Annotated in this window: 23 protein-coding genes; 7 read left to right on the top strand and 16 right to left on the bottom strand. The window is 72.6% G+C overall.

What is annotated here, in order from left to right:
* Positions 1-81: 81 nt before the first annotated feature.
* The 4 genes from mmsB to ACZZ97_RS02380 form a co-directional block, all read right to left on the bottom strand.
* Positions 82-1,350: a multiple monosaccharide ABC transporter permease gene (mmsB, locus tag ACZZ97_RS02395; RefSeq protein ID WP_314103788.1), complete on the bottom strand. Its 1,269-nt coding sequence runs from the start codon at positions 1,348-1,350 to the stop codon at positions 82-84.
* Positions 1,337-2,866, bottom strand: a complete 1,530-nt coding sequence (gene mmsA, locus ACZZ97_RS02390; protein WP_463473747.1) for a multiple monosaccharide ABC transporter ATP-binding protein — start codon at positions 2,864-2,866, stop codon at positions 1,337-1,339. The genes mmsB and mmsA overlap by 14 nt, the downstream gene beginning before the upstream one ends.
* Positions 2,867-2,984: 118 nt before the next feature.
* Entirely contained in the window at positions 2,985-4,097 is a 1,113-nt protein-coding gene (gene chvE, locus ACZZ97_RS02385; protein WP_463473746.1) for a multiple monosaccharide ABC transporter substrate-binding protein, read from the bottom strand.
* 207 nt (positions 4,098-4,304) lie between these two features.
* Positions 4,305-4,463 carry a hypothetical protein gene (locus tag ACZZ97_RS02380; protein ID WP_463472178.1) on the bottom strand — a complete coding sequence of 53 codons (159 nt, stop codon included), beginning with the start codon at positions 4,461-4,463 and terminating at the stop codon, positions 4,305-4,307.
* Between the two features lie 290 nt (positions 4,464-4,753).
* On the opposite strand from ACZZ97_RS02380, the gene ACZZ97_RS02375 reads away from it, so the two are divergent.
* Positions 4,754-5,071, top strand: coding sequence for a hypothetical protein (locus ACZZ97_RS02375; protein WP_463472177.1), 318 nt, complete (start codon positions 4,754-4,756; stop codon positions 5,069-5,071).
* Between the two features lie 85 nt (positions 5,072-5,156).
* Here the strand turns inward: ACZZ97_RS02375 and ACZZ97_RS02370 are convergent, their stop codons facing one another.
* Complete coding sequence (locus ACZZ97_RS02370; protein ID WP_463472176.1) at positions 5,157-6,140, bottom strand: aldose 1-epimerase family protein; 984 nt, start codon at positions 6,138-6,140, stop codon at positions 5,157-5,159.
* The gene (locus tag ACZZ97_RS02365; protein ID WP_463472175.1) at positions 6,133-7,398 is read right to left on the bottom strand and encodes an FAD-binding protein; all 1,266 of its coding nucleotides are present in this window, start codon (positions 7,396-7,398) and stop codon (positions 6,133-6,135) included. Before ACZZ97_RS02365 ends, ACZZ97_RS02370 begins: the two co-directional genes overlap by 8 nt.
* A gap of 215 nt (positions 7,399-7,613) precedes the next feature.
* On the opposite strand from ACZZ97_RS02365, the gene ACZZ97_RS02360 reads away from it, so the two are divergent.
* Positions 7,614-8,045 (top strand): hypothetical protein, encoded by a 432-nt coding sequence (locus ACZZ97_RS02360; protein WP_314104319.1) that lies wholly within the window; start codon positions 7,614-7,616, stop codon positions 8,043-8,045.
* Between the two features lie 50 nt (positions 8,046-8,095).
* Here the strand turns inward: ACZZ97_RS02360 and ACZZ97_RS02355 are convergent, their stop codons facing one another.
* Complete coding sequence (locus ACZZ97_RS02355) at positions 8,096-9,511, bottom strand: NtaA/DmoA family FMN-dependent monooxygenase (RefSeq protein ID WP_463472174.1); 1,416 nt, start codon at positions 9,509-9,511, stop codon at positions 8,096-8,098.
* Positions 9,512-9,644: 133 nt separating this feature from the next.
* Here ACZZ97_RS02355 and ACZZ97_RS02350 point away from each other — a divergent pair, with 133 nt between their 5' ends.
* From ACZZ97_RS02350 to ACZZ97_RS02335, 4 genes are all read left to right on the top strand, one after another.
* Positions 9,645-10,562: an ABC transporter ATP-binding protein gene (locus ACZZ97_RS02350; protein ID WP_463472173.1), complete on the top strand. Its 918-nt coding sequence runs from the start codon at positions 9,645-9,647 to the stop codon at positions 10,560-10,562.
* A 168-nt stretch (positions 10,563-10,730) separates the two neighbouring features.
* Entirely contained in the window at positions 10,731-11,552 is an 822-nt protein-coding gene (locus ACZZ97_RS02345; RefSeq protein WP_463472172.1) for a hypothetical protein, read from the top strand.
* Between the two features lies 1 nt (position 11,553).
* Positions 11,554-13,023 (top strand): sensor histidine kinase, encoded by a 1,470-nt coding sequence (locus ACZZ97_RS02340; RefSeq protein WP_463472171.1) that lies wholly within the window; start codon positions 11,554-11,556, stop codon positions 13,021-13,023.
* Positions 13,020-13,682: a response regulator gene (locus ACZZ97_RS02335; RefSeq protein ID WP_233568996.1), complete on the top strand. Its 663-nt coding sequence runs from the start codon at positions 13,020-13,022 to the stop codon at positions 13,680-13,682. The genes ACZZ97_RS02340 and ACZZ97_RS02335 overlap by 4 nt, the downstream gene beginning before the upstream one ends.
* Positions 13,683-14,089: 407 nt before the next feature.
* Here ACZZ97_RS02335 and ACZZ97_RS02330 read toward each other — a convergent pair whose 3' ends face one another.
* Positions 14,090-15,577: an MFS transporter gene (locus tag ACZZ97_RS02330; protein WP_463472170.1), complete on the bottom strand. Its 1,488-nt coding sequence runs from the start codon at positions 15,575-15,577 to the stop codon at positions 14,090-14,092.
* Between the two features lie 311 nt (positions 15,578-15,888).
* Positions 15,889-16,641, bottom strand: coding sequence for a gamma-glutamyl-gamma-aminobutyrate hydrolase family protein (locus tag ACZZ97_RS02325; RefSeq protein ID WP_463472169.1), 753 nt, complete (start codon positions 16,639-16,641; stop codon positions 15,889-15,891).
* A 197-nt stretch (positions 16,642-16,838) separates the two neighbouring features.
* Here ACZZ97_RS02325 and ACZZ97_RS02320 point away from each other — a divergent pair, with 197 nt between their 5' ends.
* Positions 16,839-17,192 carry a PRC-barrel domain-containing protein gene (locus ACZZ97_RS02320; RefSeq protein ID WP_209560134.1) on the top strand — a complete coding sequence of 118 codons (354 nt, stop codon included), beginning with the start codon at positions 16,839-16,841 and terminating at the stop codon, positions 17,190-17,192.
* 148 nt (positions 17,193-17,340) lie between these two features.
* On the opposite strand, the gene ACZZ97_RS02315 is transcribed toward ACZZ97_RS02320, so the two are convergent.
* The 7 genes from ACZZ97_RS02315 to ACZZ97_RS02285 all read right to left on the bottom strand — a co-directional run bounded on the left by ACZZ97_RS02315 (position 17,341) and on the right by ACZZ97_RS02285 (position 24,061).
* Positions 17,341-17,910, bottom strand: coding sequence for a manganese efflux pump MntP (locus ACZZ97_RS02315; RefSeq protein WP_314103688.1), 570 nt, complete (start codon positions 17,908-17,910; stop codon positions 17,341-17,343).
* 225 nt (positions 17,911-18,135) lie between these two features.
* Positions 18,136-18,693 carry an NADPH-dependent FMN reductase gene (locus ACZZ97_RS02310; protein WP_314103691.1) on the bottom strand — a complete coding sequence of 186 codons (558 nt, stop codon included), beginning with the start codon at positions 18,691-18,693 and terminating at the stop codon, positions 18,136-18,138.
* Between the two features lie 182 nt (positions 18,694-18,875).
* Positions 18,876-19,535: a hypothetical protein gene (locus tag ACZZ97_RS02305; protein ID WP_463472168.1), complete on the bottom strand. Its 660-nt coding sequence runs from the start codon at positions 19,533-19,535 to the stop codon at positions 18,876-18,878.
* A 168-nt stretch (positions 19,536-19,703) separates the two neighbouring features.
* Entirely contained in the window at positions 19,704-20,666 is a 963-nt protein-coding gene (locus tag ACZZ97_RS02300; RefSeq protein WP_463472167.1) for a D-isomer specific 2-hydroxyacid dehydrogenase family protein, read from the bottom strand.
* A gap of 238 nt (positions 20,667-20,904) precedes the next feature.
* Positions 20,905-21,753 carry a carbohydrate ABC transporter permease gene (locus ACZZ97_RS02295; protein WP_314102223.1) on the bottom strand — a complete coding sequence of 283 codons (849 nt, stop codon included), beginning with the start codon at positions 21,751-21,753 and terminating at the stop codon, positions 20,905-20,907.
* Positions 21,753-22,730, bottom strand: coding sequence for a carbohydrate ABC transporter permease (locus ACZZ97_RS02290; RefSeq protein ID WP_463472166.1), 978 nt, complete (start codon positions 22,728-22,730; stop codon positions 21,753-21,755). Before ACZZ97_RS02290 ends, ACZZ97_RS02295 begins: the two co-directional genes overlap by 1 nt.
* Positions 22,730-24,061, bottom strand: a complete 1,332-nt coding sequence (locus ACZZ97_RS02285; protein WP_463472165.1) for an extracellular solute-binding protein — start codon at positions 24,059-24,061, stop codon at positions 22,730-22,732. Before ACZZ97_RS02285 ends, ACZZ97_RS02290 begins: the two co-directional genes overlap by 1 nt.
* Positions 24,062-24,416: the final 355 nt, after the last annotated feature.

Below are 24,416 nucleotides of genomic sequence, written 5' to 3'. Positions count from 1 at the left end.
CTGGGCCGCGCCTCCTGATCCGTCGACCGACCGACCGGTCGACGAGCCTCGTGGTGCCGAGCTGGTGCTCGCTCGCTGCTGCTACTTGCCGCTGGAGGCGGCCCGGCGCTTGTTGAAGACGTCGAACGCGACCGCGGCGAGCAGCACGAGCCCCTTGATGAGGGACTGGTACTCGGTGCCGACGCCGAGGATCGACATGCCGTTGTTCAGGATGCCGATGATCAGGCCTCCGACGATGGCGCCGGTGACCGTGCCGATGCCGCCCGTGACCGCCGCGCCGCCGATGAAGACGGCTGCGATGGCGTCGAGCTCGAACCCGTTGCCGGCGCTGGGGCTGGCGAGGTTCAGCTGGCCGGTGAAGACCAGGCCGGCCAGGGCGGAGATGACGCCCATGTTGACGAACAGCAGGAACGTGACGCGCTTCGTCTTGATGCCCGACAGCTCGGCGGCGTGCAGGTTGCCGCCGATCGCGTAGACGTGACGGCCGAAGACCGAGTTCTTCATGACGGTCGAGTACACGACGACGAGCACCGCGAGCACGACCAGGACGATCGGGGTGCCCGAGTAGCTGGCGAGGAGGAACCCGATGTACATGACGAGCGCGACCGTGAAGACCATCTTCGTGATGAACCACAGGAACGGCTCGTCCTCGAGCTGGTACTTGCGGCGCGTGGCACGGCCGCGCAGGCCGGTGCCGATGAGGGCCACGGAGGCGATGGCGCCGAGGACGAGCGTCAACGGCTCGTACCCGGTGGAGCCGAACGCGGGGAGGAAGCCCGAGCCGATGTCGCGGAAGCCCTGGGGGAAGGGCGAGATCTGCTGGCCCTGCAGCGCGATCTGCGCGGCGCCGCGGAAGGCGAGCATGCCCGCCAGGGTGACGATGAAGGCGGGGATGCCGAAGTAGGCGATCCAGAAGCCCTGCCAGGCGCCGACCAGGCCGCCCAGCACGAGGCAGAGGACGACCGCGACGGGCCAGGGCAGGCCCCACTGCGTGATCATGACGCCGGCCATGGCGCCCGTGAAGGCCACGATCGAGCCCACGGAGAGGTCGATGTGCCCCGCGATGATCACCATCACCATGCCGATGGCGAGGATCAGGATGTAGCTGTTCTGGACGACCAGGTTCGACACGTTGATCGGCGCGAGCGTGATGCCGTTGGTCGTGACCTGGAAGAACAGCACGATCACGATCAGCGCGATGAAGAGGCCGATCTGGCGCAGCTGCCCGCCGAGGTACGAGACCGCACCGACGATCGGGTTGCCGCCGGAGCCGCTCTGCGGCTGACGGGAGGTGGGCGACCCGCCCGTGGGCTTCGGGTCGGTGGCCTGGGTGGGGCTAGGCGCGCTCATTGACGGGGCTCTCTCGTTCGAGGGTCATGTACTTCAGGAGGAACTCGGGGGTCGCCTCGGCGATCGGCACGTCGGCCGTGATGCGTCCCTCCGAGAGCGTGTAGACGCGGTCGCAGATGCCGAGGATCTCGGGGAGCTCGCTCGAGATGACGATCACTCCCTTGCCGGCGTCCGCGAGCTGGTTGATGATCGTGTAGATCTCGTACTTCGCGCCGACGTCGATGCCGCGGGTGGGCTCGTCGAGGATCAGCACGTCGGGGTCGGTGTACATCCACTTCGAGAGCACGACCTTCTGCTGATTGCCGCCCGAGAGCTTGCCCGTCAGGGCGGCCACGCTCGGCGCCTTGATGTTCATGCTCTTGCGGTACCCCTCGGCGACCGTGCTCTCCTCGGAGCCGTTGACGAAGCCCGCCTTGGCCAGCTTGCGGAGGGCCGAGCCCGAGACGTTCCGGGTGATGTCGTCGATGAGGTTCAGGCCGTACTTCTTGCGGTCCTCGGTCGCGTAGGCGATGCCGGCCGCGATGGCCTTGCTCACCGTGCTGGTGTCGATCTTCTCGCCCCGCTTGTAGACGGTGCCCGAGATCCCGGTGCCGTAGCTCTTGCCGAAGACGCTCATGGCGAGCTCCGTCCGCCCGGCGCCCATGAGGCCCGCGATGCCGACGATCTCGCCGGCCTTCACGTGCAGGTTCGCCTGGTGGATGATCTCGCGGGTCGCGTCGAGCGGGTGGTGGACGGTCCAGTCCTCGATGCGGAGGAGCTCCTCGCCCACGACGCTCTCGTGAGCCGGGTACCGGCTCTCGAGGTCGCGGCCGACCATGCCCTTGATGATGCGGTCCTCGGTGACCTCGCCGGCGTGCATGTCGAGCGTCTCGATCGTCTTGCCGTCGCGGATGATGGTGACCTTGTCGGCGATCGCCTTGATCTCGTTCAGCTTGTGGCTGATGATGATCGACGTGATCCCCTGCCCCTGCAGGCTCTTGATGAGGTCGAGCAGGTGGGCCGAGTCGTCGTCGTTCAGCGCCGCCGTCGGCTCGTCGAGGATCAACAGCTTGACCTTCTTCGAGAGCGCCTTGGCGATCTCGACGAGCTGCTGCTTGCCCACCCCGATGTCGGTGACCTTGGTCACCGGGTTGTCGCGAAGGCCGACGCGGGCCAGGAGGCCGGCGGCGTCGAGGTTCGTCTTGTTCCAGTCGATGAAGCCGCCCTTGGACTGCTCGTTGCCGAGGAAGATGTTCTCGGCGATCGACAGGAAGGGGCTGAGCGCCAGTTCTTGGTGGATGATGACGACGCCCGCGGCCTCGGAGTCGTTGATGTTCTTGAAGTCGACGGGCTGGCCGTCGAGCAGGATCTGGCCGTCGAAGGAACCCGAGGGGTAGACCCCCGACAGCACCTTCATGAGCGTCGACTTGCCGGCGCCGTTCTCGCCGCAGATCGCGTGGACCTGGCCGCGCTCGACCTCCAGCGTGACGTCCTGCAGGGCCTTGACGCCGGGGAACGTCTTCGTGATGTCGCGCATCTCGAGGATCGTGTTCGCCACGTGTTCCTTCTCTCGTGCATGGGGTGGGGCGGAGCTGTGGGGCGCAGGAGGTGCGGGGCAGGTGCACCGCACCTCCTGCGCCCCGGGGAGGGGAGACCTACTTCAGGTCGGCCTCGGTGAAGTAGCCGCTGTCGACGAGGACCTCCTTGTAGTTGTCCTTCGTCACGATCGTCGGCTGGAAGAGGTACGTCGGCACGACCTTCTCGCCGTTGTCGTACGTCTCGTCGTCGTTCGTCTCAGGCGTCTCGCCCTTGAGGATGTCGTCGGCCATCACGACGGACTGGTCGGCGAGCTGACGGGTGTCCTTGTAGATGGTCGAGTACTGCTGGCCGGCGATGATCGACTTGACCGAGGCGGCCTCGGCGTCCTGGCCCGTGACGACGGGGAGCGCGTCGGAGCTGTAGCCGGCACCCTCGAGCGCGGAGATGATGCCGATCGAGATGCCGTCGTAGGGCGACAGCACGCCGTCGAGCTTCGTGCCGCCCGAGTAGGTCGACGCGATGAGGTTCTGCATGCGGGCCTTGGCGGTCGCCGGGTCCCACTGCTGCGTCGCGACCTGCGTGAAGTCGGTCTGGCCGGAGCCGACCGTGATCGAGCCGTCCTCGATGTAGGGCTTGAGGGTGTCCATCGCGCCGTTGAAGAAGAACGTGGCGTTGTTGTCGTCGGGGCTGCCGGCGAAGAGCTCGATGGTCTTGGGGTCGGCGCCCTCCACCTTCGCACCGTCGGCGTCGGCGAGGCCGAGACCGGTGAGGAGGCTGGTCGCCTGGTCGACGCCCACCTTGTAGTTGTCGAACGACACGTAGTAGTCGACGTTCTCGTTGCCGGTCAGGAGGCGGTCGTACGAGATGACCTCGATGCCGGCCGCGGCCGCGGAGTCGAGCTGGTCGCTGAGCGAGCCGCCGTCGATCGAGGCGACGATCAGGACCTTGGCGCCCTTGGTGATCATGTTGCTGACCTGCTGCACCTGCTGCGGGATCTTGTTGTCGGCGTACTCGAGGTCGACCTTGTAGCCCTTCTTCTCGAGGGCGCTCTTGACGGCGTCGCCGTCCTTGATCCAGCGCTCGGAGACCTTGGTGGGCATCGCGACGCCGACGAGGGCGCCCGCGTTGTCTCCGCCGCTGTCGCCGCTGCCGCTGTCGGCGCCACGGCCGCCGCCGCCGGCGCAGCCTGCGAGGGAGACGGCGAGACCGGCGGCGACGATGCCGACCATGAGCTTCTTGTTGTTCACGGGGATTCCTTCGTGTCCGTGTCATCTCGACGGCGTCGTCGATGACGGATGGTGTGCTGCGGGGGTGGTGCAGGGATCGGCGGGGCCGGGCGGCGGGACGTCGCGGGGCCGGGCCGGGAGCGGCGGGACGCGACCGGGGGTCGCGTCGAGCCGGCCGGCGCACGGGGAGGTGCGCCGGAGCTGAGGGGCCTAGGCGGAGGAGGAGGCGCGGAGGGCCGAGGAGGCGGCGGCGACGCGAGCGGTCGGCGCGGTCGCCCAGGAGGCGGCGCGAGCGGCCGAGAAGTCGGCTGCGGCCCGGCGCGGGGCCGAGGCGGCGGTGGCGGGGGTGGTGCGAGCGGTGCGGTTCACAGGTGACCTCTTCGTCAGGTGGTGTGTCGCTGGTGCGCGGGACGGTGCGGGGGTGTGTGGCTGGCGGTGCTGAGCGGCTCCGATGCCGGGGCCGTGCGTCGCCGGTGCGGCTGCTGTGCCGACCCGACGAGGCGGATGTGACCGTTTCATGTGAGCGCTCACATCTGCGGTCCGGGGCAACTATGAGGCAGGCCGCGACCGATGTCAAGTCGCGCGCACGGGGGCCAGGGTTCACACGCCGGATACACGCCGTTCACGGGCCTGAGCGGAACGCGGGGCACGATGTGCGCATGATCACCGTCACGGCCACCGTCCACACAGCGCACGACAGCGCCGGGTTGTTCTGGCTGTCGCGGCGCCTCCTGGCCGAGCACACGACGGCGAGGGTCGACGAAGGGCAGTACCTCGTGCAGCTCGCCGACGCGGGGACGGTGCTGCTCACCGAGCTGCCCGAGATGCTGCGCTTCGACGTCGTCGTGCGCGACGAGCTGGCCGCCCGGCGCACCCGCCGCGCCCTCGACAGCGTGCTCGACCGATGGTCGCTCGGCGCCGTGTCGGCGGTCACCTGGCAGACGGCGCCGCTCGGGGCGGAGCCGATCGGCGCGTAGACGAGCCGACCCCAGGGGGCGCGACCCGGCCGCTCAGCCGGCTCGCGCCTCCTGCGAGGCCCTGTCGCGCCTCCTGCGGTCTCGGTCAGGCGATCGCGGCGATCGTCCACGAGGCGGTGTGCGACTCCCCCGGCGCGAGGCGGACGAGGTCGACGCCGCTCGTGAAGGCGTCGGGCGGGCAGGTCATCGGCTCGACGGCGAGGCCGAGCCGGTCGAGCTCGGGCTCGGGGCGGTCGCCGGTGTGCACCTGGACCCAGGGCAGCTCGGAGACGGCCCACGACATCGCGACGCCGTGGCCGTCGCGGGCGACGACCTCGACCGTGGCGCGCCCCTCGGCGTCCGCGTCGATCTCGGTGAAGGCGTGGTCGACGAACAGGTCGCCGACGGTGCGGGCCTCGCGGAAGTCGAAGCCCTCGCGCTCGGTGACGCCGTGGACGCCGGTCGGGACGAGGCGATCCTCGGTGACCTCGAGGTAGCTCGCCGCGGGCAGCAGCAGCGACCAGTCGTCGACCCGGCCCTCGCCGGCGACGAGGTACGGGTGCGGGGCGACGCCGTACGGCGCCGTGCCCTGCCCGACGTTCGTCGCCGTGACGGTGGTGACGAGGCCGGCGTCGCCGAGCTCGTACACGGCCCGGAGCTCGAGACGGTAGGGGTAGCCGTCGCTCGGTGCGAGCTGGGTCACGAGGGAGGCGCGGCGCGGGTCGGCCTCGTCGGCCGGGTCGGACGCCCAGTCCGCCCACTGCACCAGGCCGTGCAGGGCGTGGCCGCGCTCGACCTCGGTGAGCGGCAGCTGCCGCTCGACCCCGTCGTCGTCCCACGAGCCGTCGACGACCCGGTTCGGCCACGGCGCGAGCAGCGCGCCGCGGTACAGGGGGCGCACCTCGTCGACGCCGAACGGGACGACGAGGTCGCGACCGTCGTGCCTGAGCGAGCGGAGCGTCGCACCGACCCCGGCGATCTCGGCCCGGTACGGGCCGTGCTCGAGCACGGTGCGGATGCCGCTGACGGGCACGGCGGCAGGCGTCGCCGGATCGGTGACGGCGGTGGTGGTGGTGGTGGTCTCAGGCACGGGCGGCTCCTCCGAAGACGGTGTGGTCGAGGTGCGCGTTGCGGAACCGGCCCTCGGGGTCGACGGCGGCGGCGTGGGCCGCGAAGTCGTCCAGTCGAGGGTAGCGACGACGCAGGACCCCGTGGTCGAGGCCGGCCACCTTGCCCCAGTGGGGGCGGGCGTCGAACGGGGCCAGCGCCTCCTCGACGCTCGGGAGCACCGCGAGCACCGCCTCCGTGTCGCGCCGCCAGGTGAAGTGGAACGCGATGCTGTCACGGCCGCCGCTCGGGCTGAGCCAGGCGTCGTCGGCGGCGACGCTGCGGATCTCGCTGACGAAGATCACGTCGGCCAGGCTCTCGCCGAGGGCACGGAGGGCGGCGGCGGCGGCGGGCGCGTGCTCGGCGGGGACGAGGTACTCGCTCTGGATCTCCTCCCCCGCGCTCGGCGTGAACTCGGCGCGGAAGTGCGGCAGCCGGTCGAGCCAGGGGCCGGGGACGCCGAGCTGCGGGGTGACGGCGTCGGCCGCCGTGTCGGGCAGCATGTGCACGGCCTCGGAGGCGGGGCGGGCGCCGAGCGCGACGAGGTCGAGCGGCGTCGCGAGCGGAGCGTCGCCGACCCGCGCCTTCGCCCAGACCTGTCCGACGACGTCTCCGGTCCACCGGGTGAAGAGGCTGACGCTGTAGGCGTGCGCCATCAGTGCCTCGAAGTTCTCGAGGGCCGCCTCCCACGGGAGGTCGTGGTGCACGGTCTGCACGACGTCGAACGTCGGCACGGTGTCGAGCACCAGCGCGGTGACGATGCCGAGGGCACCGAGCCCCACGACGGAGGCGCCGAACGCGTCGTCGCCCCGGCGGACGACGTCGAGCGTCCCGTCGGCCCGCACGATCTCGACCGCGGCGACGCTGGCCGAGAGCGCGGGGTTGCGCACCCCGGAGCCGTGCGTGCCGGTCTGGACGGCGCCGGCCACGCTGATGTGCGGCAGCGAGGCGAGGTTCGGCAGGGCGCGGCCCCGGGCCTGCAGCTCGCGGGCGAGGACGGCGTGCGTGGTGCCGGCCCCGACGCGGACGGTTCCCGCGGCCTGGTCGAGCTCGATCGGCAGCCCGAGCGCCTCGGTCGAGACGAGCACCCCGTCGGTGTCGGCCACCCGGTTGAACGAGTGCCGCGAGCCGATGGCCTTGACCCGACGGCTGGAGGCGACCACGTCGCGCAGCTCGTCGACCGAGGTGGGGGTGCGGAGGTCGGTCGTCGTGTACTCGACGTTCTCGGCCCAGTTGTGCATGAGACTCCTTCGACTCGGTGGCGTGGCCGAGTCTAGTGAGCGCTCACTCGACGCGCGCCGAGTCCGCGCCGGCGCTCGTGTCCCCCTCACTGGGGACCGCCGACCCCCCGGACCGGGGCCGCGTCCCCCGTTGTCCCCCGGGCCAGGACGCGGTTCGCTGGGTACAGGCCCCGGGAGACCGTCGCCGACCGACCACGACCCAGGGGAACACCACGATGGACTCGACCGCACACGGCACCGACGCCGTCCGCGCCTCCGCTCCGCAGCAGCTCCGGCACGACCGCCGGGTGCGCCCCGAACGCGTCGTCCGACTGCGCCGTGCACCCTCGTTCTTCCTCACCTGGCTCGACGTCCCGAACGACGGCAGCGATCCGGCCCTGCCCCTCGGCGCCTGCCTCGTGCTCCGCCGCGTCGGCGGCCAGACCCCCCGCGACGTCGTCGTCGAGCTCCCCGGCGGAGTCGCCCGCCGTGCCGACGCGCTGCGTCGCCGATCGACGATGGGGATCGCGACGCCGACCGAGATCGGCGCCCTCGCCGAGCTCGGCACGGTCTTCGTCGAGTGGACCTCGTCCGACGGCGTCCGCCGCACCACCTGGCTGCGCGTGCCCTCGGTGCCCGCGCGCTACCGCGTCCGCCGCGCCGCCTAGGCAGCTCTCGCGGCGTCCGGGCGGAGCGCCGCCCAGCGCCGGAGCGTCGCCTAGCGCCGGTACGTCGCCGCCGGGTGCGACGCCGGGAGGCGCGGCCCGCCCCCCGTGCAGCGCTCGCGCAGCGTCTCGCCCGGCACGTACGCCTGGCGCACGCGGCCGCGACGGCGCAGCTCGGGCACGACCAGCTCGACGAAGTCGCGCAGCGTGTCGTAGGAGTGGTACTGCCGCAGGTTGATGCCGTCGATCCCCTCCTCGTCGAGCCAGCGCTCGATCTCGTCGGCGACGACCGTGGGTGTGCCTGCGACGAAGAACGCGCCGCCCCAGGCCTCGTCCACGCTCGCGATCAGCTCGCCGACGGTGATGTCGAGGGGCAAGGAGGCGGCCCCCGGGTGCTCGAGGCGCCCCTCCGCTACGAGGGCCTCGCGCACCGTTGTCGCGGGGTCGTGCGACGGCGCGTCGAAGGGCACGCTGCGGTGGACGAGCGCGCCCTGCTCGCTGGCGAACGACCGGTAGAGGGCCAGCTTCTCCGCCACCGCTTCCTCGGTCTCGGCCGTGATCACGCCGGCCTGCACGATGAAGCGGACGTCCTCGGCCGCCCGTCCCGCCTCGACGGCCGCGGCGCGGGTGGCCTCGGCGACACGGGCCACGGCACGTCCGCCGGTGAAGACCACCTCGGCGTTGCGGGCGGCCTGCTCGACACCCGTCGGCGACGCGGTCGCGAGGAACAGCACGGGCGTGCGCTGGGGCGACGGCTCGCTGAGGTGCGGCCCGGCGACCTTGTAGAAGCGGCCCTCGTGGTCGATGGTGTGCACCTTCGACGGATCGGTGTACACGCCCGAGCCGGGCACGAGGCCGTCGGCGGACGGGTCGGCGACGACGGCGTCGTCCTCCCACGAGCCCTCCCAGAGCTTGTAGAGCACGTCCAGGTACTCGGCCGCCCGGGCGTAGCGCTCCTCCTTCGGGATCTGGTCGTCGAGCCCGAAGTTGCGCGCGGCCGACGGCAGGTACGAGGTGACGACGTTCCAGCCGACGCGGCCGCCCGTCAGGTGGTCGAGCGTCGACATGCGGCGCGCGAACGCGAAGGGCGGCTCGTAGCTCGTCGACGCGGTGACGCCGAAGCCCAGGTGCTCGGTCACCGCGGCCATCGCCGGCACGACGAGCATCGGGTCGTTCGCAGGCGCCTGGATCCCCTCGAGCAGGGCCGGCGCCGGGCTGTCGCCGTAGACGTCGTAGGTGCCGAGCACGTCGGCGAGGAACACGGCGTCGAAGCCGCCCTGCTCGGCCAGCCGCGCGAGCTCGGTCCAGTAGCGGATGTCGGTGTACTCGCGACGGTGGTTGCCGGGGAGCCGCCAGAGGCCGTGCGTGATGTGGCCGACGCAGTTCATCTCGAAGAGGTTGAGGATCAGCCTCTTCTTCGGGGCGGCGGCGGTCTCGGGCGGGGGCGTCGGGGCGGTGTCGGCGGTCACCTGCTCGACACTGCCACAGGCCGGAGGCGCGGGCCGAGCCCGATGACTCCCCGCGACGGGCGGCACTGCGGTACCACGACGACGGCACCGTGCTCCGACGAGGGCGACGAGACTGCTCCGTAGCGTCGTGACCATGATCGAAGCCAGCCACCTCACCAAGCGCCACGGCGCCTCCCTCGCCGTCGACGACGTCTCGTTCACCGTCGCCCCGGGGGCCGTCACCGGGTTCCTCGGGCCGAACGGCGCCGGAAAGTCGACCACCATGCGGATGATCGTCGGCCTCGACCGACCGACCTCGGGCACGGTCACCGTGAACGGGAAGCGGTACGCCGACAGCCCGGCTCCCCTGCAGGAGGTGGGGGTCCTCCTCGACGCCGGAGCCGTCCACCCCGGGCGCACGGCCCGCGACCACCTGCGGACCGTGGCCCGCACCCACGGCATCCCCGAGCGCCGCGTCGACGAGGTCATCGGCCTCGCCGGCCTCGAGTCCGTCGCCCGGCGGCGCGCCGGCACCTTCTCGCTCGGCATGGGCCAGCGGCTCGGCATCGCGACCGCCCTGCTCGGCGACCCCGACACGCTCGTGCTCGACGAGCCCGTGAACGGACTCGACCCCGAGGGCGTCATCTGGGTGCGGCAGCTCTGCCGCTCCCTCGCCGCCGAGGGCCGCGCCGTGCTGCTCTCCAGCCACCTGATGAGCGAGATGGCCCAGACGGCCGACCACCTCGTCGTCCTCGGCCGGGGCCGGGTCATCGCCGACGCCTCCGTCGCCGACGTGCTCGCCGGCCAGGGAGGCGGCAGGGTCGCCGTCAGGACCGACTCGGCCGGCCACCTCGAGGCCCTGCTCCGCCCGCTCGGCGGCACCGTGACGCACCTGTCCGCCGACCGTGTCGAGGTCGCGGGGCTGACCGCCGAGCAGATCGCCCGGGCGGCCGCGCCGGCGGGCGTGCTGCTGTTCGAGCTGACGCCCACCCAGACGTCGCTCGAGGACGCCTTCTTCGGCCTCACCCACGACTCGGTCGAGTACCGGTCCGGGTCGAGGACTCAGGCGTGATCGACGGGGGCGCCTCGGGGACGGGCGCTGCCGGGTCCTCGTGACCGGCGCCTCCTGAGTCCTCGACCGGACTCGGCCCCGCAGCTCCGACCTGCGCCCGCTCCTCCCCCTCCTCTCCCCCACCTCCTTCCTCGTTCCTCGCCCCTCCCTCCCGATCGGAGACACCTCGTGACCACCACCACCGCACCCCTCCTCAGCCCGCTCGACCGAGCACCACGCCTGACCTTCGCCCGCGTTGCCTGGTCGGAGCGGACCAAGCTGACGAGCGTCCGCTCGACCTGGCTGATCGCCGCCCTGACCGTCGTCCTGTCCGCTGCGGCGAGCGCCGCCGTCGCCCTCACCGACGCCTCCGACCCTGCCGGCGCGCTGGCGGGCGGGGTGGCGACCACCCTCCGCACGATGGCGCCGGCGACGACGGTCGGTGAGCTGTTCGTCGCCGTGCTGGTCGTGCTCTTCGTCACCCAGGAGTTCGCGACGGGCCAGAAGCGGACCACCTACTCCGCCGTGCCCCGGCGACTTCCGGTGCTCGCGGCGAAGACCCTCGTCGCGGCCGGCGCCGCCGTCGCGCTGTCGGTCGCGTCGTCGGCCGCGGCGTGGGCCGCGTCGAGCCTCGTGCTGCGGGGCACGGGCCTGCGGACGTCGCTCGTCGACCCCGCCGTGCTCCAGGCCGTCGGTGCCGCGGCGGCCTGGCTGGCCGTGCTCACCGTGTTCACCGTGATGGTCGCCACCCTCGTCCGCAGCTCGGCCGGGGCGATCGCCATCGTCCTCGGCGTGCTGCTCGTGCTCCCCGTCGCGGTGGTGCTGCTGACCGCCGGCCAGGACGTCGACTTCTACGCCCTGCTCCTCACGTACGCTGAGACGACCATGAGCCACGTCTTCTCCGGCACGGAGCCCGCCGCCGACCTGGGCCGCGACCTCGCCGTCCTCGCCACGTGGCTCGTCGTGCCGACCGCTGCAGCGACGTGGGCGACTGCGCGTCGCGACATCTGAGATGAGGTCACGGCGCGCCTCCTCGCCGTCCGGGCCTGACGACGTGCACGGGCCTGCCAGGGCGCCGGCACCGGGCGCCGGGTCGCGCGCGACGGCGGCCGCGGCGGCCCTGCGCCCGCCCGGGGCCCTGCGGCGGCGCGTCGCCGCGCACCCGGTGGCGACCGACGTCGTGGTCGCCCTCGCGGCCGGCGCGCTCGGGATCCTCGGGGGCATCTCGAAGATCGCCCCCTGGGTCGTCGTGCTGTCCGCGGCGTGGCCCTGGTACGTGTTCTGGGCCCTGGCCTACGGCTCCCTCCTGCTGCGCCGCCGGCGGCCGGTCACCGTGGTCGTCGTCGTGGTCGCGTCCCTCGTGGGCCAGGCCGCCCTCGACGAGACGGCCCTGCCCTGGGCAGTCACCATCGCGTTCTACTCGGTGGCGGCCTACCGCGGGGCACGCTGGGCCTGGGGCTGCGCCGTGGCCGTCGTGCTGCTGTTCTGGGCCCTGTCGGCCACGCTGGTGCCGGAGCTGGGCTCGGCGCTGGGGGCAGGAGTCGGCATCGTCGTCGTCGTGCTCGTCGGGCTCAACGTGCGCGGCCGCCGCCAGTACCTCGCCGCGCTCATCGAGCGGGCCGGGCAGCTCGAGCGCGAGCGGGACCAGGAGGCGCGCCTAGCCGCCGGTGCGGAACGAGCGCGGATCGCCCGTGAGCTCCACGACGTCGTCGCCCACGGCATGTCGGTCATGATCAGCCTCTCCGACGGGGCCGAGGCCGTCGCCGACGCCGACCCGGCGCGCAGCCGCGACGCGGTGCGGCAGATCGGCACCGTCGGACGGGAGGCGCTGGCCGACATGCGCCGCCTGCTCGGCGTGCTGCACGACGACGACGACGAGGCGGCGCTCGCTCCCCAGCCGGGACTCGACGGCCTCGACGACCTGGTGCAGACCTACCGCTCGGCCGGGCTCCCCGTCTCGCTCACCCGCGTGGGCGAGCTGCCGACCGCTCCCGCCCTGCAGGTGGTCCTGTACCGGACCGTCCAGGAGGGGCTGACGAACGCCCTGAGGTACGCCGAGAGACCCGCCCGGGTCGCGGTCGTCCTGCGGGGTGCCGTGGGGCCGGGCGTCGAGGCGGCGGGCGTCGTGGCGCCGGGCGTCGAGGCGGGCGTCGTGGCGCCGGGCGTCGTGGCGGGCCGCGACCTCGACGGACGAGGGCTCGGCGAGCTGACCGTCGAGGTCGTCGACGACGGCGAGGGCACGGTCCCCGCCGCCTCCGTCGGGACGGAGCGTGGGCTCGTCGGGCTCCGGGAGCGCGCAGCGCTCTACGGGGGCAGACTCGAGGCCGGGCCGCGAGACGAGCTGGGCGGTCGCGGCTGGCGGCTGCGGCTCGTCGTGCCCGACCCGGGTGCCGCAGCAGCTGCTCCGTCCGTCACGACCACGAACACGACCGACGCTGCCGCGGCCGCCGACGCCGACCACTTGCCCGAGGAGGCACCGTGACCGACATCACCGTCATGCTCGTCGACGACCAGGACCTGCTGCGCGCCGGCATGGCCATGGTGCTCGGCGCCCAGCCCGGCCTCCGGATCGTGGGCGAGGCCGCCGACGGCCTGTCCGCCGTCGAGCGCGACGCCGAGCTGCGGCCCGACGTCGTCCTGATGGACGTGCGCATGCCCGCCCTCGACGGGATCGAGGCCACTCGCCGCATCGTCGCGGCGCGCCCGGAGGCGCGCGTCCTCGTGCTGACGACGTTCGACCTCGACGAATACGCCTTCGGCGGCCTGAACGCGGGCGCGAGCGGCTTCCTGCTCAAGGACGCTCCCCCGGCCGAGCTGGTCGCCGCGATCCGCACCGTGGCGGCGGGCGACGCCATCGTGTCGCCGCGCGTCACCCGCGCGATGATCGACCTGTACCGGGGGCGGTTGCCCGATCCTGCGGGCGTGCGCCGCGCCTCCTCGATCGACCTGCTCTCCGAGCGCGAGCGCGAGGTGCTCGTCGCCATCGGACGGGGGCTCAGCAACTCCGAGATCGCCCGCGAGCTCTTCCTGTCCGAGTCGACCGTCAAGACGCACGTCGGACGGGTGCTGGCCAAGCTCGACGCGCGCGACCGGGTGCACGCGGTGATCTTCGCCTACGAGAACGGGCTCGCCGGGGGCTGACTCCGGGCGGCGGGCGCCCTTCGCGGTCGACCGCGTCGAGCGATCAGGAGGCGACGACGCCGAGGGAGCGCGAGCCGCCGGTCGGAGCCCGTCGAGGGCGCTGCTGCCTGAGTCCTCGACACGAGGGCCGCTCCGCTCGACCGCGTCGATCCTTCAGGAGACGACGCCGTGCGCGTCGTGCTCGCCGCCGACGAGGCACGCTCGAGGGCGCTGCTGCCTGAGTCCTCGACACGAGGGCGCCCCGCTCGACCGCGTCGATCCTTCAGGAGACGACGCCGTGCGCGTCGCACTCGCCGCCGATCAGGCACGCTCGAGGGCGCGCTGCCTGAGTCCTCGACACGGCACCGTTCCGCGGTGGCGCCGAGCACGGGAGGCCTGGGCAGGCGACCGTCGGACCCCGACCGGGGCTAGCTGCTCCGACGCCCGCCGCGCACCGCGGGCCCGGTCGGCACCGAGCCCGTGCGGGCCGCCTGCACGGTCGCGATCGACGCCGTCACCACCGAGACGGACGACGTGATGGTGCGGAGGCTCGACGTCGACAGGGTCGACTGCGTGTGTCCCGAGACCGGGAAGCCCCGACGACCGAGGACGACGACCACGAGGCTCGCCCCGACCACGACGGCGGCGACGAACGGCAGCGCGCCGAGGCCGAGCCCGGCCGTGCCGAACACCTGTGCTCCGAGGGCGGCCCCGGCCGCGATGCCGACGTTGGAGCCTGCGTTGACGAGAGCTCCGGCGATGTCCGGGCTGACGCCTCCGGTGCGGATCGCCGCGGCCATGAACAAGGTCCCGGTGGTGCCGTTCGCCGCGACCCAGAGCCCGGCGACCACGAAGGTCCCGACGAGCGAGCCGTGCACGAGGGGCAGGGCGGCGAGGGCCAGCGCCATGACGGCCACGGCGGCGATGAGCGTCTGTCGCGGCGCCCGGTCGACGAAGGCCCCGGCGGTGAGCAGCCCCACGATGCCCGTGACCCCGAGCACGAGGAGGGCAGGCGCGACCGCGTCGTCGCCCAGTCCGGCCGTCATGAGGTACGGGCCGACGTAGGTGTAGACCACGTAGTGCCCGGCGAACAGGAGGAGGTCGGCGACGACGACGGCGAGCAGGCCGGAACGAGCCCAGGCCGCGCCCGAGCCGAGGTGCGGCGACGACTCGCCCCGGACCGCGGGCAGGAACGCCAGCGCCACGACGGCGAGGACGGCGGAGGCGACCGCCACGGCGAAGACCGCGGAGCGCCAGCCGAGGTGGTCGCCGACCGCCGTGGCCAGGGGCACGCCGAGCACGAAGCCGAGCGAGCTGCCCGAGTAGACGAACGCGATGGCCCGGCCCGCGAGGCGGGGCGGGACGATGCGCGTGGCGTACGCCGAGGCCACCGAGAAGAAGAGGGCGTGGGCGACGCCGCCCACGACGCGTCCCACGCAGACCGTCTCGAAGTTCGGGGCGAGCGCGACGATCAGGTTCGACGCGGTGTAGCCGCCGAGTGTCGCGACGAGGACGGCCTTCCGCGGTACACGCGCCGTCACCCACGTCAGCGGCAGCGCGAGCAGGGCGACCGCGAGGGCGTAGACCGTGATGACGACGCCCATGCGCGACTCGGTGACCCCGAGGTCCTCGCTCATCGTCGACAGCAGGCCGACGGGCATCAGCTCGGTCGTGATGGCGAAGAAGGTGGCCAGACCGAGCACGGCGATCCCGACGATCGCCGAGGGGGTGAGGACGTGCGGGGTGCCGTCGTGGCCGTGGGTCGGACGGGGGGCGGGGGTGTCGATGCCGCTCACCCGCATGGACCCGGTGTAGGTCGAGGCCGGGGCCGGGGTCTGCATGCCGGGCTCGGGCTCGGGGGCGAGGGCCACGGAGCCGGTGCGGGTGTCGTCGGGACGCGGGGAGTTCTGGGGCACGGTCAGGCCTTCCTGGACGGGCCGGCCGGGCGCGCACGACGATCAGCTCGTCGAGGGACCGCTCAGCCGACAGGACCCGGCGTGATGACGCGGGCGGTGTCGGGAGGCGGAGCGCGCACGTCGCGGCGGAGGGGCGGGCGTTCGGGGATGGGCCACTCCACGACGAGGGCGTCCGTCCAGTGTCGCACGGCCCCCCGGTCCCTCCGCAAGATCGCGGTCGGCGAGCGGTCCCGCAGTGCCGGAGGCCCAGTGCCGGAGGCGCAGGGCCGGGAGGTTCGGGGCCACGAGCCCCAGAGCCAGGAGGTGCGCCGTCAGCGAGCGCGGCGAGCGGCCAGCGCCGCCTCCAGCAGGTCGGTGAGCACGGTGCCGCGCGACCCCGCGTCCTCCGGGTGCCACTGGACGCACCAGACGGGCGCCTCCTCGTGCTCGACCGCCTCGACCGTGCCGTCGTCGGCGCGGGCGACGACCCTGAGCCCCGCGGCGACCCGGCCGACGGCCTGGTGGTGGGAGCTCCGCACGTCGAGCTCGGTCGCGCCGAGCGCCTTCGCCAGCTCGCTGCCGGGCTCGACGAGCACGCGGTGGTCGACCATGCTGTCGACGGTGTCGTCTCCGACGTGTCCACCGTCGTGGAGGTGCTGCACCAGGTCGCCGCCGAGCGCGACGTTGACGAGCTGCATGCCCCGGCAGATGCCGACGAGCGGGGTGCGTTCCTCGACGGCGCGACGGACGATCGCGACCTGGGCCCGGTCCGCCGCGGGGAACGTCTGGCCGAGGTGCGGCTCGCCCGGGTCGCCACCGTAGAGGGACGGGTCGACGTCCTCTCCCCCGGTGACGATGACCGCGTCCGCCGCAGACAGGCGCTCGTCGAGCTCGGCCTGGGGCGTCTGCGCCGCCGGCACGCGGTCGACGACGAAGCCGACGGCGGTCGCCGCGGCGACGACGCTGGCGGTGAGGCGCCGCAGCTCGGCCTCGAAGGCGGGGTCGTCGCGTCCGCCGTCGGCGACGTCGACGACGAGCAGGACGGGCGTCGACGCAGGGTCGCGTCGAGGATTCAGGTGGGACATGCCGCCATCGTGCCAGGAGCCCGCCGGCGGGGCCGGTCGCGACGCGCACGCCTGAGTCCTCGACGGCGCGGCGAGGACCGGAGCCGCACGGGTCGGAACGGCGCGCCCGCGCGCCCTGCCCGGCCAGCGCACACGCCGGGCTACTACCGTCGACCACACGCGTGCCGGCCCTGATCCGTGCAGCAGAGAGGGATGTCATGTTCGAAGCGGAGAACCTGCGCGACTGGATCGGCCTGCCGGTCGTCGACCCGGCCGGCGACAAGATCGGGCAGCTCGAGAGCGTCTACTTCGACACGTCGTCGGACAGCCCGTCCTTCGCGACGGTGCAGGCCGGCCTGGTCGGCAAGAAGCTGCTCTTCGTGCCGCTCGACGGCGCGGTCGTCGCGCCCAAGCACGTCAAGGTGCAGTTCGACAAGAAGCTCGTCAAGGACGCCCCGTCCATCGACACCGACGGCGAGCTCGAGGCCTCGCAGGAGGCGGACGTCTTCGCCCACTATGGCCTCCCCTACGCGCTGGGCGCCGGCGGAGAGCGCCGGCTCGGCCGCCGCTGACGCAGGCTGCGGGACACGAGGAGGCGCGGTGCGACAGGCACCGCGCCTCCTGTCGTCCCCGACGCCGCGTCGCGCAGCCCGATGCCGGATCTCGGCCCCCGAGCCGCGTTCCGGGCACCGACCGGCTGATCCGTGCTCCGGTGCCCCGCTAGGCCAGCACTCCGAGGTGCTCGAGCAGGATGCTCGTGCCGATGAGGATCAGCACGACGCCGCCCGCGATCTCGGCCGGCTTGCCGAAGCGAGCTCCGACCCGGTGGCCGACCAGCACGCCGGCGAAGGTGAGGACGGTCGTGGTCACGCCGATCAGGAGCACGGCCCCGCCGATGGACACCGGCAGGAACGCGAGCGTCACGCCGACGGCGAGGGCGTCGATGCTCGTGGCCACCGCGAGCAGCAGCAGTTCGCGGGTGGAGATCCGGTCGACGTCCTCGTCGTCGTCCGCGCCCTTCGTGAAGGCCTCCCAGAGCATCTTCGCGCCGATGAGCGCGAGGAGCCCGAAGGCGATCCAGTGGTCGAAGTCGGCGATGTAGCTGGCGAAGGCGGTGCCGAGCAGCCATCCCGCCAGGGGCATCGCCGCCTGGAAGAGACCGAAGGTCACGGCGATGACCGCCGCCCCGCGCACCGAGAACCGGCGCATGTGCAGGCCCTTGCCGAGCGCGACGGCGAAGGCGTCGGCAGAGACGCCGAGGGCGATGAAGAGGAGGGCCCAGAAGCTCACGTCGGGTCCTTTCGGTGGCGGCGACGGCGGGCGTCGTCGCCCCGGAACCCGTCGATCTTGGCACGCAGGAGGCGGTGCTCACGTCCAAAAAGGCCTGATCAGACAACTTCGGGACGCCGAATTCGGGGTGTCGGGCCACCGCGCGCGGAAGCGGGCGAGACCGCGTCGGTCTCGCCCGCCTCCTGTTGGCTCGTCGCGCCTGCGACGACGCTCGCGAGGAGTCGACTACGCGGCGTCGCTGCGCGTCGACGCCACGACCGCGGACACGACCTCGCCGAGCTTCTCGACGACCTCGGCGTCGTCCTTGGGGTGCACCTCGGCGAAGCGGACGACCGAGCCGGGGATGGCCAGGGTCACGTCCTCGAGGACCTTCGCCCCGGCGATGCCGAACGACTTGCGGGTCTCGTCCTGCGCCCACACGCCGCCGAACTGGCCAAACGCGCTGCCGATGACGGCGACCGGCTTGCCCGAGATCTGGCTCTCGCCGTAGGGGCGCGACGCCCAGTCGATCGCGTTCTTGAGCACGGCCGGGATCGTACCGTTGTGCTCGGGCGTGACGACGAGCACGGCGTCGGCGCCGCTGAGGGCGCTGCGGAACGCGACGGCCGCCTCCGGACGGGCGCCGTCGACGTCGATGTCCTCGTTGTAGAACGGCAGGTGCGCGATGCCGTCGTAGACGCTCAGGGTGACGCCCTCGGGGGCGTTCAGCACCGCGGTCTCGGCGATCTGCCTGTTGGTGGATCCGGCGCGCAGGCTGCCGACGAGGACGAGGACGGTGGTCATGGGGTCTCCTTGCTGAGGTGGTGCGGTGGGTGCAGCGGGGTCCGACGCGGGTAGGTGACGCGTCATGCACGTGCACGGAAGGAGACCTGCGGGAGGCGCGGGATATTCCCGAGGACCGCTGCGGGACGCACGCCGACCCTCACCTCGCACGTCGTCGCAGGGCTGCCGCGCGCCTCCTCGGCTCAGGCCCGGCGGCGGATCGTGCTCACGACGTCGACCAGGCTGGGCCGCGCGGGCGCCGAGCCGAACCCGAAGCGCACGGGCGGCGACAGCGGCGCCAGCGAGCCGAGGTCGACGCCGCCGCGGACGGCCGTGACGGCGGCCAGGTCGCGCACGAGGGTGACGCCGTAGTACTCGCGGCGGCCCCCGCCCGCGGTGCCGGCCGTGCGGGCACCACGGACGAGCACGCGCGCGACGGGGTCGACGAGGGTGAGCCATGCCGGCCGGGTCGCGAGGCCGCGCGGGACCAGCCGCAGCAGGACGCCGAGCCACGAGATCGGCCCGACGGCGAGCGTCACCTCGAGGTCGCCGGCCGTCACGGCGATGCCGCCGTCGACCCCACGGCGGGCGACCGGGACGACCCGCACCTCGTCGAACGAGTAGGTCGACGAGACGTACTCGGCGACCTCGGGCGAGGGTGCCAGCAGGAGGCGGTGGCCCGCCGCGTCCTCGATCATCACGTCGGCGAAACGGCCGAGCGGCGACTCGTCCCACATGCCGATCACCACACGGGTCCCGGAGGCCGTGCCGAAGCCCGCGATGCGACCGCAGAAACGGTCGTCGGGGGCGCGCGGCGGGCGGTGCCGGCCGAGAGCGGGCAGAACGGAACGGGGACGGCGCATGGGGGCGACGGTACGCGGACCCAGGCGTCGAGGATTCAGGCGGCGGGGGCCGGACGGCCGTGCCCACCTGTACGCCGACGTCGTGGACGTGCCCGCCTCCTGAGCCCTCGACAGGGTCGCTCCCGGCGGGGCGGCAGGCCTGCGGGCCCACGGCCTTGCAGGCAGGGGTCAGTATCCGGCGTCGACGTCCACGACGCCGACGAGCTGGCCGCCGTCGGCGAGCGCCCGGATGTTCTCCTCGACCCGGGCCTGGAACAGCGGCTCGGTCATCGCGTTCGTGTTCGCCTGGTGCGGGGTGATCAGCGCCAGCGGCTCGTCCCAGAGAGGATGCCCGTCGGGCAGCGGCTCGGGGTCGACCACGTCGAGGCCGGCTCCGCCGATCGAGCCCGCGGCGAGCGCCGCCACGAGCGCGTCGGTGTCGACGAGGGGCCCTCGGGCGATGTTCACGAGCACGGCGGTCGGCTTCATCGCCTCCAGCTCGGCGCGGCCCACGATCTTGGCCGTGCCGTCGGTGAGGGCCGCCGCGACCACGACGACGTCCATGTCGGGCAGCACCTCCGCGAGACGCTCGGAGGTGATGCTGCGCACGGCACCCGGGACCTCGCGGGGCGTCCGCACGACCATCGTCACCTCGACGTCGAAGACCCCCAGGAGCCGCAGCAGCTCGGTGCCGATGCCGCCCGCCCCGATGATCAGCACTCTCGACCCGTTCAGCGAGATGCCGCGCTGCTCCTGCTCCCAGGAGGCCGCACGGGCTCGGAGGGGCAGCGAACGCAGCGTCGCCAGGGTCAGGGCGAGCGCGTGCTCGGCCACCGGCGCGCTGTAGGCCCCCTTCGCGCTGGTGAAGACGAGGCCGTCGCGGCGGGTGGCCCTCATCGTCTCGACGTACGAGTCCACGCCCGCGCTCGGCAGCTGCACGACCGAGACGTCGGGGTGCTCGTCGATCGCCCGCCGGAGCTCGGCCTGGTCGACGCGGCCGCCGACCACGATCATCCGTGTCTCGTCGCCGAGCTCGACCGCCCTGGCTCCGGTCGCCTCGACGGCACGCATCGCGGGGTCGACGCCCCAGACGTCGCCGCCGCCTCCGGACGAGTCACGGGCGGGGAGGACGGTCACGGCGATGTCTGTCATCGGCCCAACCTACCGATGCGCCCGGGAGTCGCCCGGGCAGAGCAGGCCGGGCCGGGTGGGGCCGGGCCGACGCCGGCACGGCGGCGCCGGCACATCGGCGCCGGCACGGCGGTGCCGGCCCAGGGCCGTCGAGGACTCAGGCGACGACGACCGCGCACCGGCCCCCGGGCCGGTCCGGCGACGCCGACCGCCTCGGGTGCCTGAGTCCTCGACGCGACCGGGCCCGCGCCTCCTCGTCTCAGCCCTTGACCGCCCCCGACGTCAGTCCGGAGACGATCGACCGGCGGAAGATCAGCACCAGGATCACGATGGGCACGGTCGCCGAGACCGACGCCGCGAAGATCGCCCCGTACGGCACGGTGAACTGCGTGCCGAAGAGCGCGATGCCGACGGGGATCGTGCGGAACGACGTCTCGCTGTTGAAGGTGAGCGCCATGAGGAACTCGCTCCACGACGCGGTGAACGTGAAGACGCCGACCGTGAAGAGGCCCGGCTTCGACATGGGCAGGATGACGGAGAACACGGTGCGGAGGGGCGACGCGCCGTCGATCTCGCTCGCCTCCTCGATGGTGGTGGGGATGCCGGCGAGGTAGTTGCGCATGATCCAGATGGCGAACGGCAGGTTGAAGGCGACGTAGGGGATGATCAGGCCGGGGTAGCTGTTGAGCAGGCCGAGCTGCCGCTCGATCAGGTAGATCGGCGTCAGGACCGCGATCGCGGGGAACACGGACAGCATCAAGAGGGTCGTCATGATCGTGGTGCCGCCCTTGAGCTTGCGGCCGGTGAGCGCGTAGCCGGCGAAGAGCGCGAGCCCCAGGACGAGCACCGTGGTGCTGACGGCCACGATCACGCTGTTGAGCATGTAGACCGCGAGGTCGTTCGAGACGAACGCGGTGACGTAGTTCTCGAGCGTCCAGGTCCGGGGAACGACCGTGGGAGGCGACGCCGCGACCTCGGGAGCCGTCTTGAACGACGACACCACGAGCCAGTAGAGCGGGATCGCCGTCACGAGGGCGATGAGCACGCCGCCGATGTTGACCACGTTGACCCAGCGGCGCCAGCCGCGGCGGATCTTGGTGCGGGCCATCAGTCGCCTCCCTTCGCCTGGTTGCGGAACGCCCGGAGGAACAGCAGGCAGCCGAGCCCGACGATCAGGGCGGTCGACGTGGCGATCGCGGCTCCCGGGCCGATGTTGATGTCCTGAAAGAGCACCTTGTAGCCCATGATCGCGAGGGTCTGGGTCGAGGTGCCGGGGCCTCCCTGGGTGAGGACGAACGGGAGGTCGAAGACGCCGAACGCCTGCAGCACACGGAACAGGACGGCGATCGTGAACGTCGGCAGCAGCTGCGGCATCACGACGCGCCAGAAGGTCGACCACGCGCTCGAGCCGTCGAGCTCGGCGGCCTCGTACTGCTCGTCGGGGATCATCACGAGGCCCGCGAGCAGGATGATCGCGACGAACGGCGTGGTCTTCCAGATGTCGGCGACCATGAGCGCGGCCGCTGCGCTGACCGGTTCGCCGAGGATCACGGGCGGGCTGTCCGTGACCAGGGCGATCCCCCACGTGGCGATGCCGTAGGTCGAGTCGTAGATGTACTTCCAGAGCTGCGCGGAGACGATCGTGACGAGCGACCACGGGATCAGCAGAAGGGCGAGCATCCAGCCCCGCGTCACGCCGAGCCGCTCGAGCACGAGCGCCGACAGCATGCCGAGCACGAGCTCGATCGTCACCGTGACGACCGTGTAGAGGATCGTGAAGCCGAGGGCTCGGTACCAGTCCTGGCTCTGCAGCAGCGCGCCGTAGTTGGCGAGCGTGTACTCCTCGACCTGGAACCCGTCGTAGTCGATGGTGACCCGCGCGAAGCTGAGCACGACCGAGTAGATCACCGGGAACACGGTCACCAGCAGGATGACGAGCAGAGCCGGGCTCGCGAAGAGCCACGCGGCGCGGTTGCGGGTGCGGGCGAGCGAGGTGCGCGCTGAGCGTTCAGGCGTCGGCGGCCCCGTGGTCGTCGAGAGCGCGGCGTCCGGGCGGGTCGTCGTCGTCTCCTCCTGAACGCTCATCACAGTGCCTGCCCGGCGAGTGCCACGTCCATCTGCCGCTGCATCCGACTGGTGCCCGTCTCGACGGCCGACTGCCCGGCGGCGATCGAGTTCGCGTTGACGTAGATGCCCTGCGAGACCTTCGGGTAGAAGGCGGTCGCGGTCGGCCTCGGCACGAGCGTGTAGTCGGCCGCGATCGCGTACTGCGGCTTGGCCGCGGCCTTCGCGTCGGGGCTCGTCAGCGACGCGGTCCGCGCCGGGATCACGCCGCCCTCGCGCACGATCAGCTGCTGGGCGTCCTCGTCGGCCAGCCACCGCGCCCACGCCAGGGCCGCGGCCGGCTTCGCGGTGTGCGGGTTGATGTAGCTGCCCCAGCCGCCGATCGTCGTGTGCGTCTCGTCCGTGCCGTCGAACCCGGGTCGCGAGCGGATGCCGATTCTGCCCGCGACGCTCGACGCCTCGGGGCTGTTCGCGGTGTCGTACGCGTACGACCAGTTGCGGAGGAACGCCGCCCGCCCCGTCGTGAAGGCGTCCAAGCTCGCTTGCTCGATGTACGTCAAGGAGGCGCGGGGCGTCACGCCCTCGGAGACCAGCGAGGCCATGAACTCCAGCCCGCGTCGCGCCTCCGAGCTCGTCGCCGTGGACTCGGTCACGTCCTCGTCGGTGAAGCGGCCGCCGGCGTCGGCCACGAACTCGACCGCGTTGCACGTCATGCCCTCGTAGACGTTGCCCTGGAAGACGAAGCCGTAGTCGACGTCCCCCGTGTCGATCAGCGCCTTGCTCGTCTCGACCACCTCCTCCCACGACCCCGGCACCTGGAGGCCGTGCTTGTCGAGGAGGTCCTGCCGGTAGACCAGGAACGAGTTGTCGATGTAGACGGGGAACATGTAGTACTCGCCGTCGACGCTCGCGGCGGAACGGAGGCCCTCGGGGTACTGGTCCCAGAAGTCGTCCGGGACGAGCGTGCTGAGGGGCGTGGCGAGGGAATTCTCGGCGAACTGGCCGGGCCAGGCGATGTCGCCGTGGATGACGTCGGGGCTCTGCGAGCCGGCCGCGATCTGGGTGGTCAGGGTCGTGCGGTTCGTGTCGGTGTCGGCAGGCGCCGCGACGAGGTTGATCCGCACGTTCGGGTACTGCCTGTTGAACTCCTCGATCAGGCGGGGGCGGAGGTCGCCGCCCTCGTTGGTGGCGATGTTGGCGCTCCACCAGTCGATCGTGACGGGCTCGTCGCCCACCTCGGTCGGCCAGTCGCCGATCTCGGTCCGCTCTGCGCGGGGCGCGCAGCCCGCGAGCGCCGTGACGCCTGCCAGCCCCGCCGCCCCGACGAGCAGCCCCCTGCGGTCGATCTGCATGCGTCCTCCTCGACGTGTGGATCGTGCGCGACGGCCGCTGGTCTCCCGTGACCGCGCCCTTCCACCCTAGGAACGGGCTCGACGGGGAGTCAAGGGCGCGGAGGGCGCCGAGGGCGCCCCCGCGCTCGTGAGGTCCGCTCGGCGGGTCCCTCGGACGCCGTCGCCGCCGGGGTGCGGTCGACGGATCAGGACACGCAGTCGGTCACCGGGTCACGACGCGCCGAGCCGGGGTCGGGCGGGCGCCAGGACCTGACTCGTCGACAGCACGGCCGCACCGGCACGTCGGGTCGGCGATCCCTCCTCAGCCCCCCGACGAACCACGGCCGTCCCCAGCGGCCCGCCGGCCCTCGGCGGC

The organism is Frigoribacterium sp. AC512 (assembly GCF_979258295.1).
Note: the sequence above shows the minus strand (reverse complement) of the source record. Positions and strands in the feature narration are given on the sequence as shown.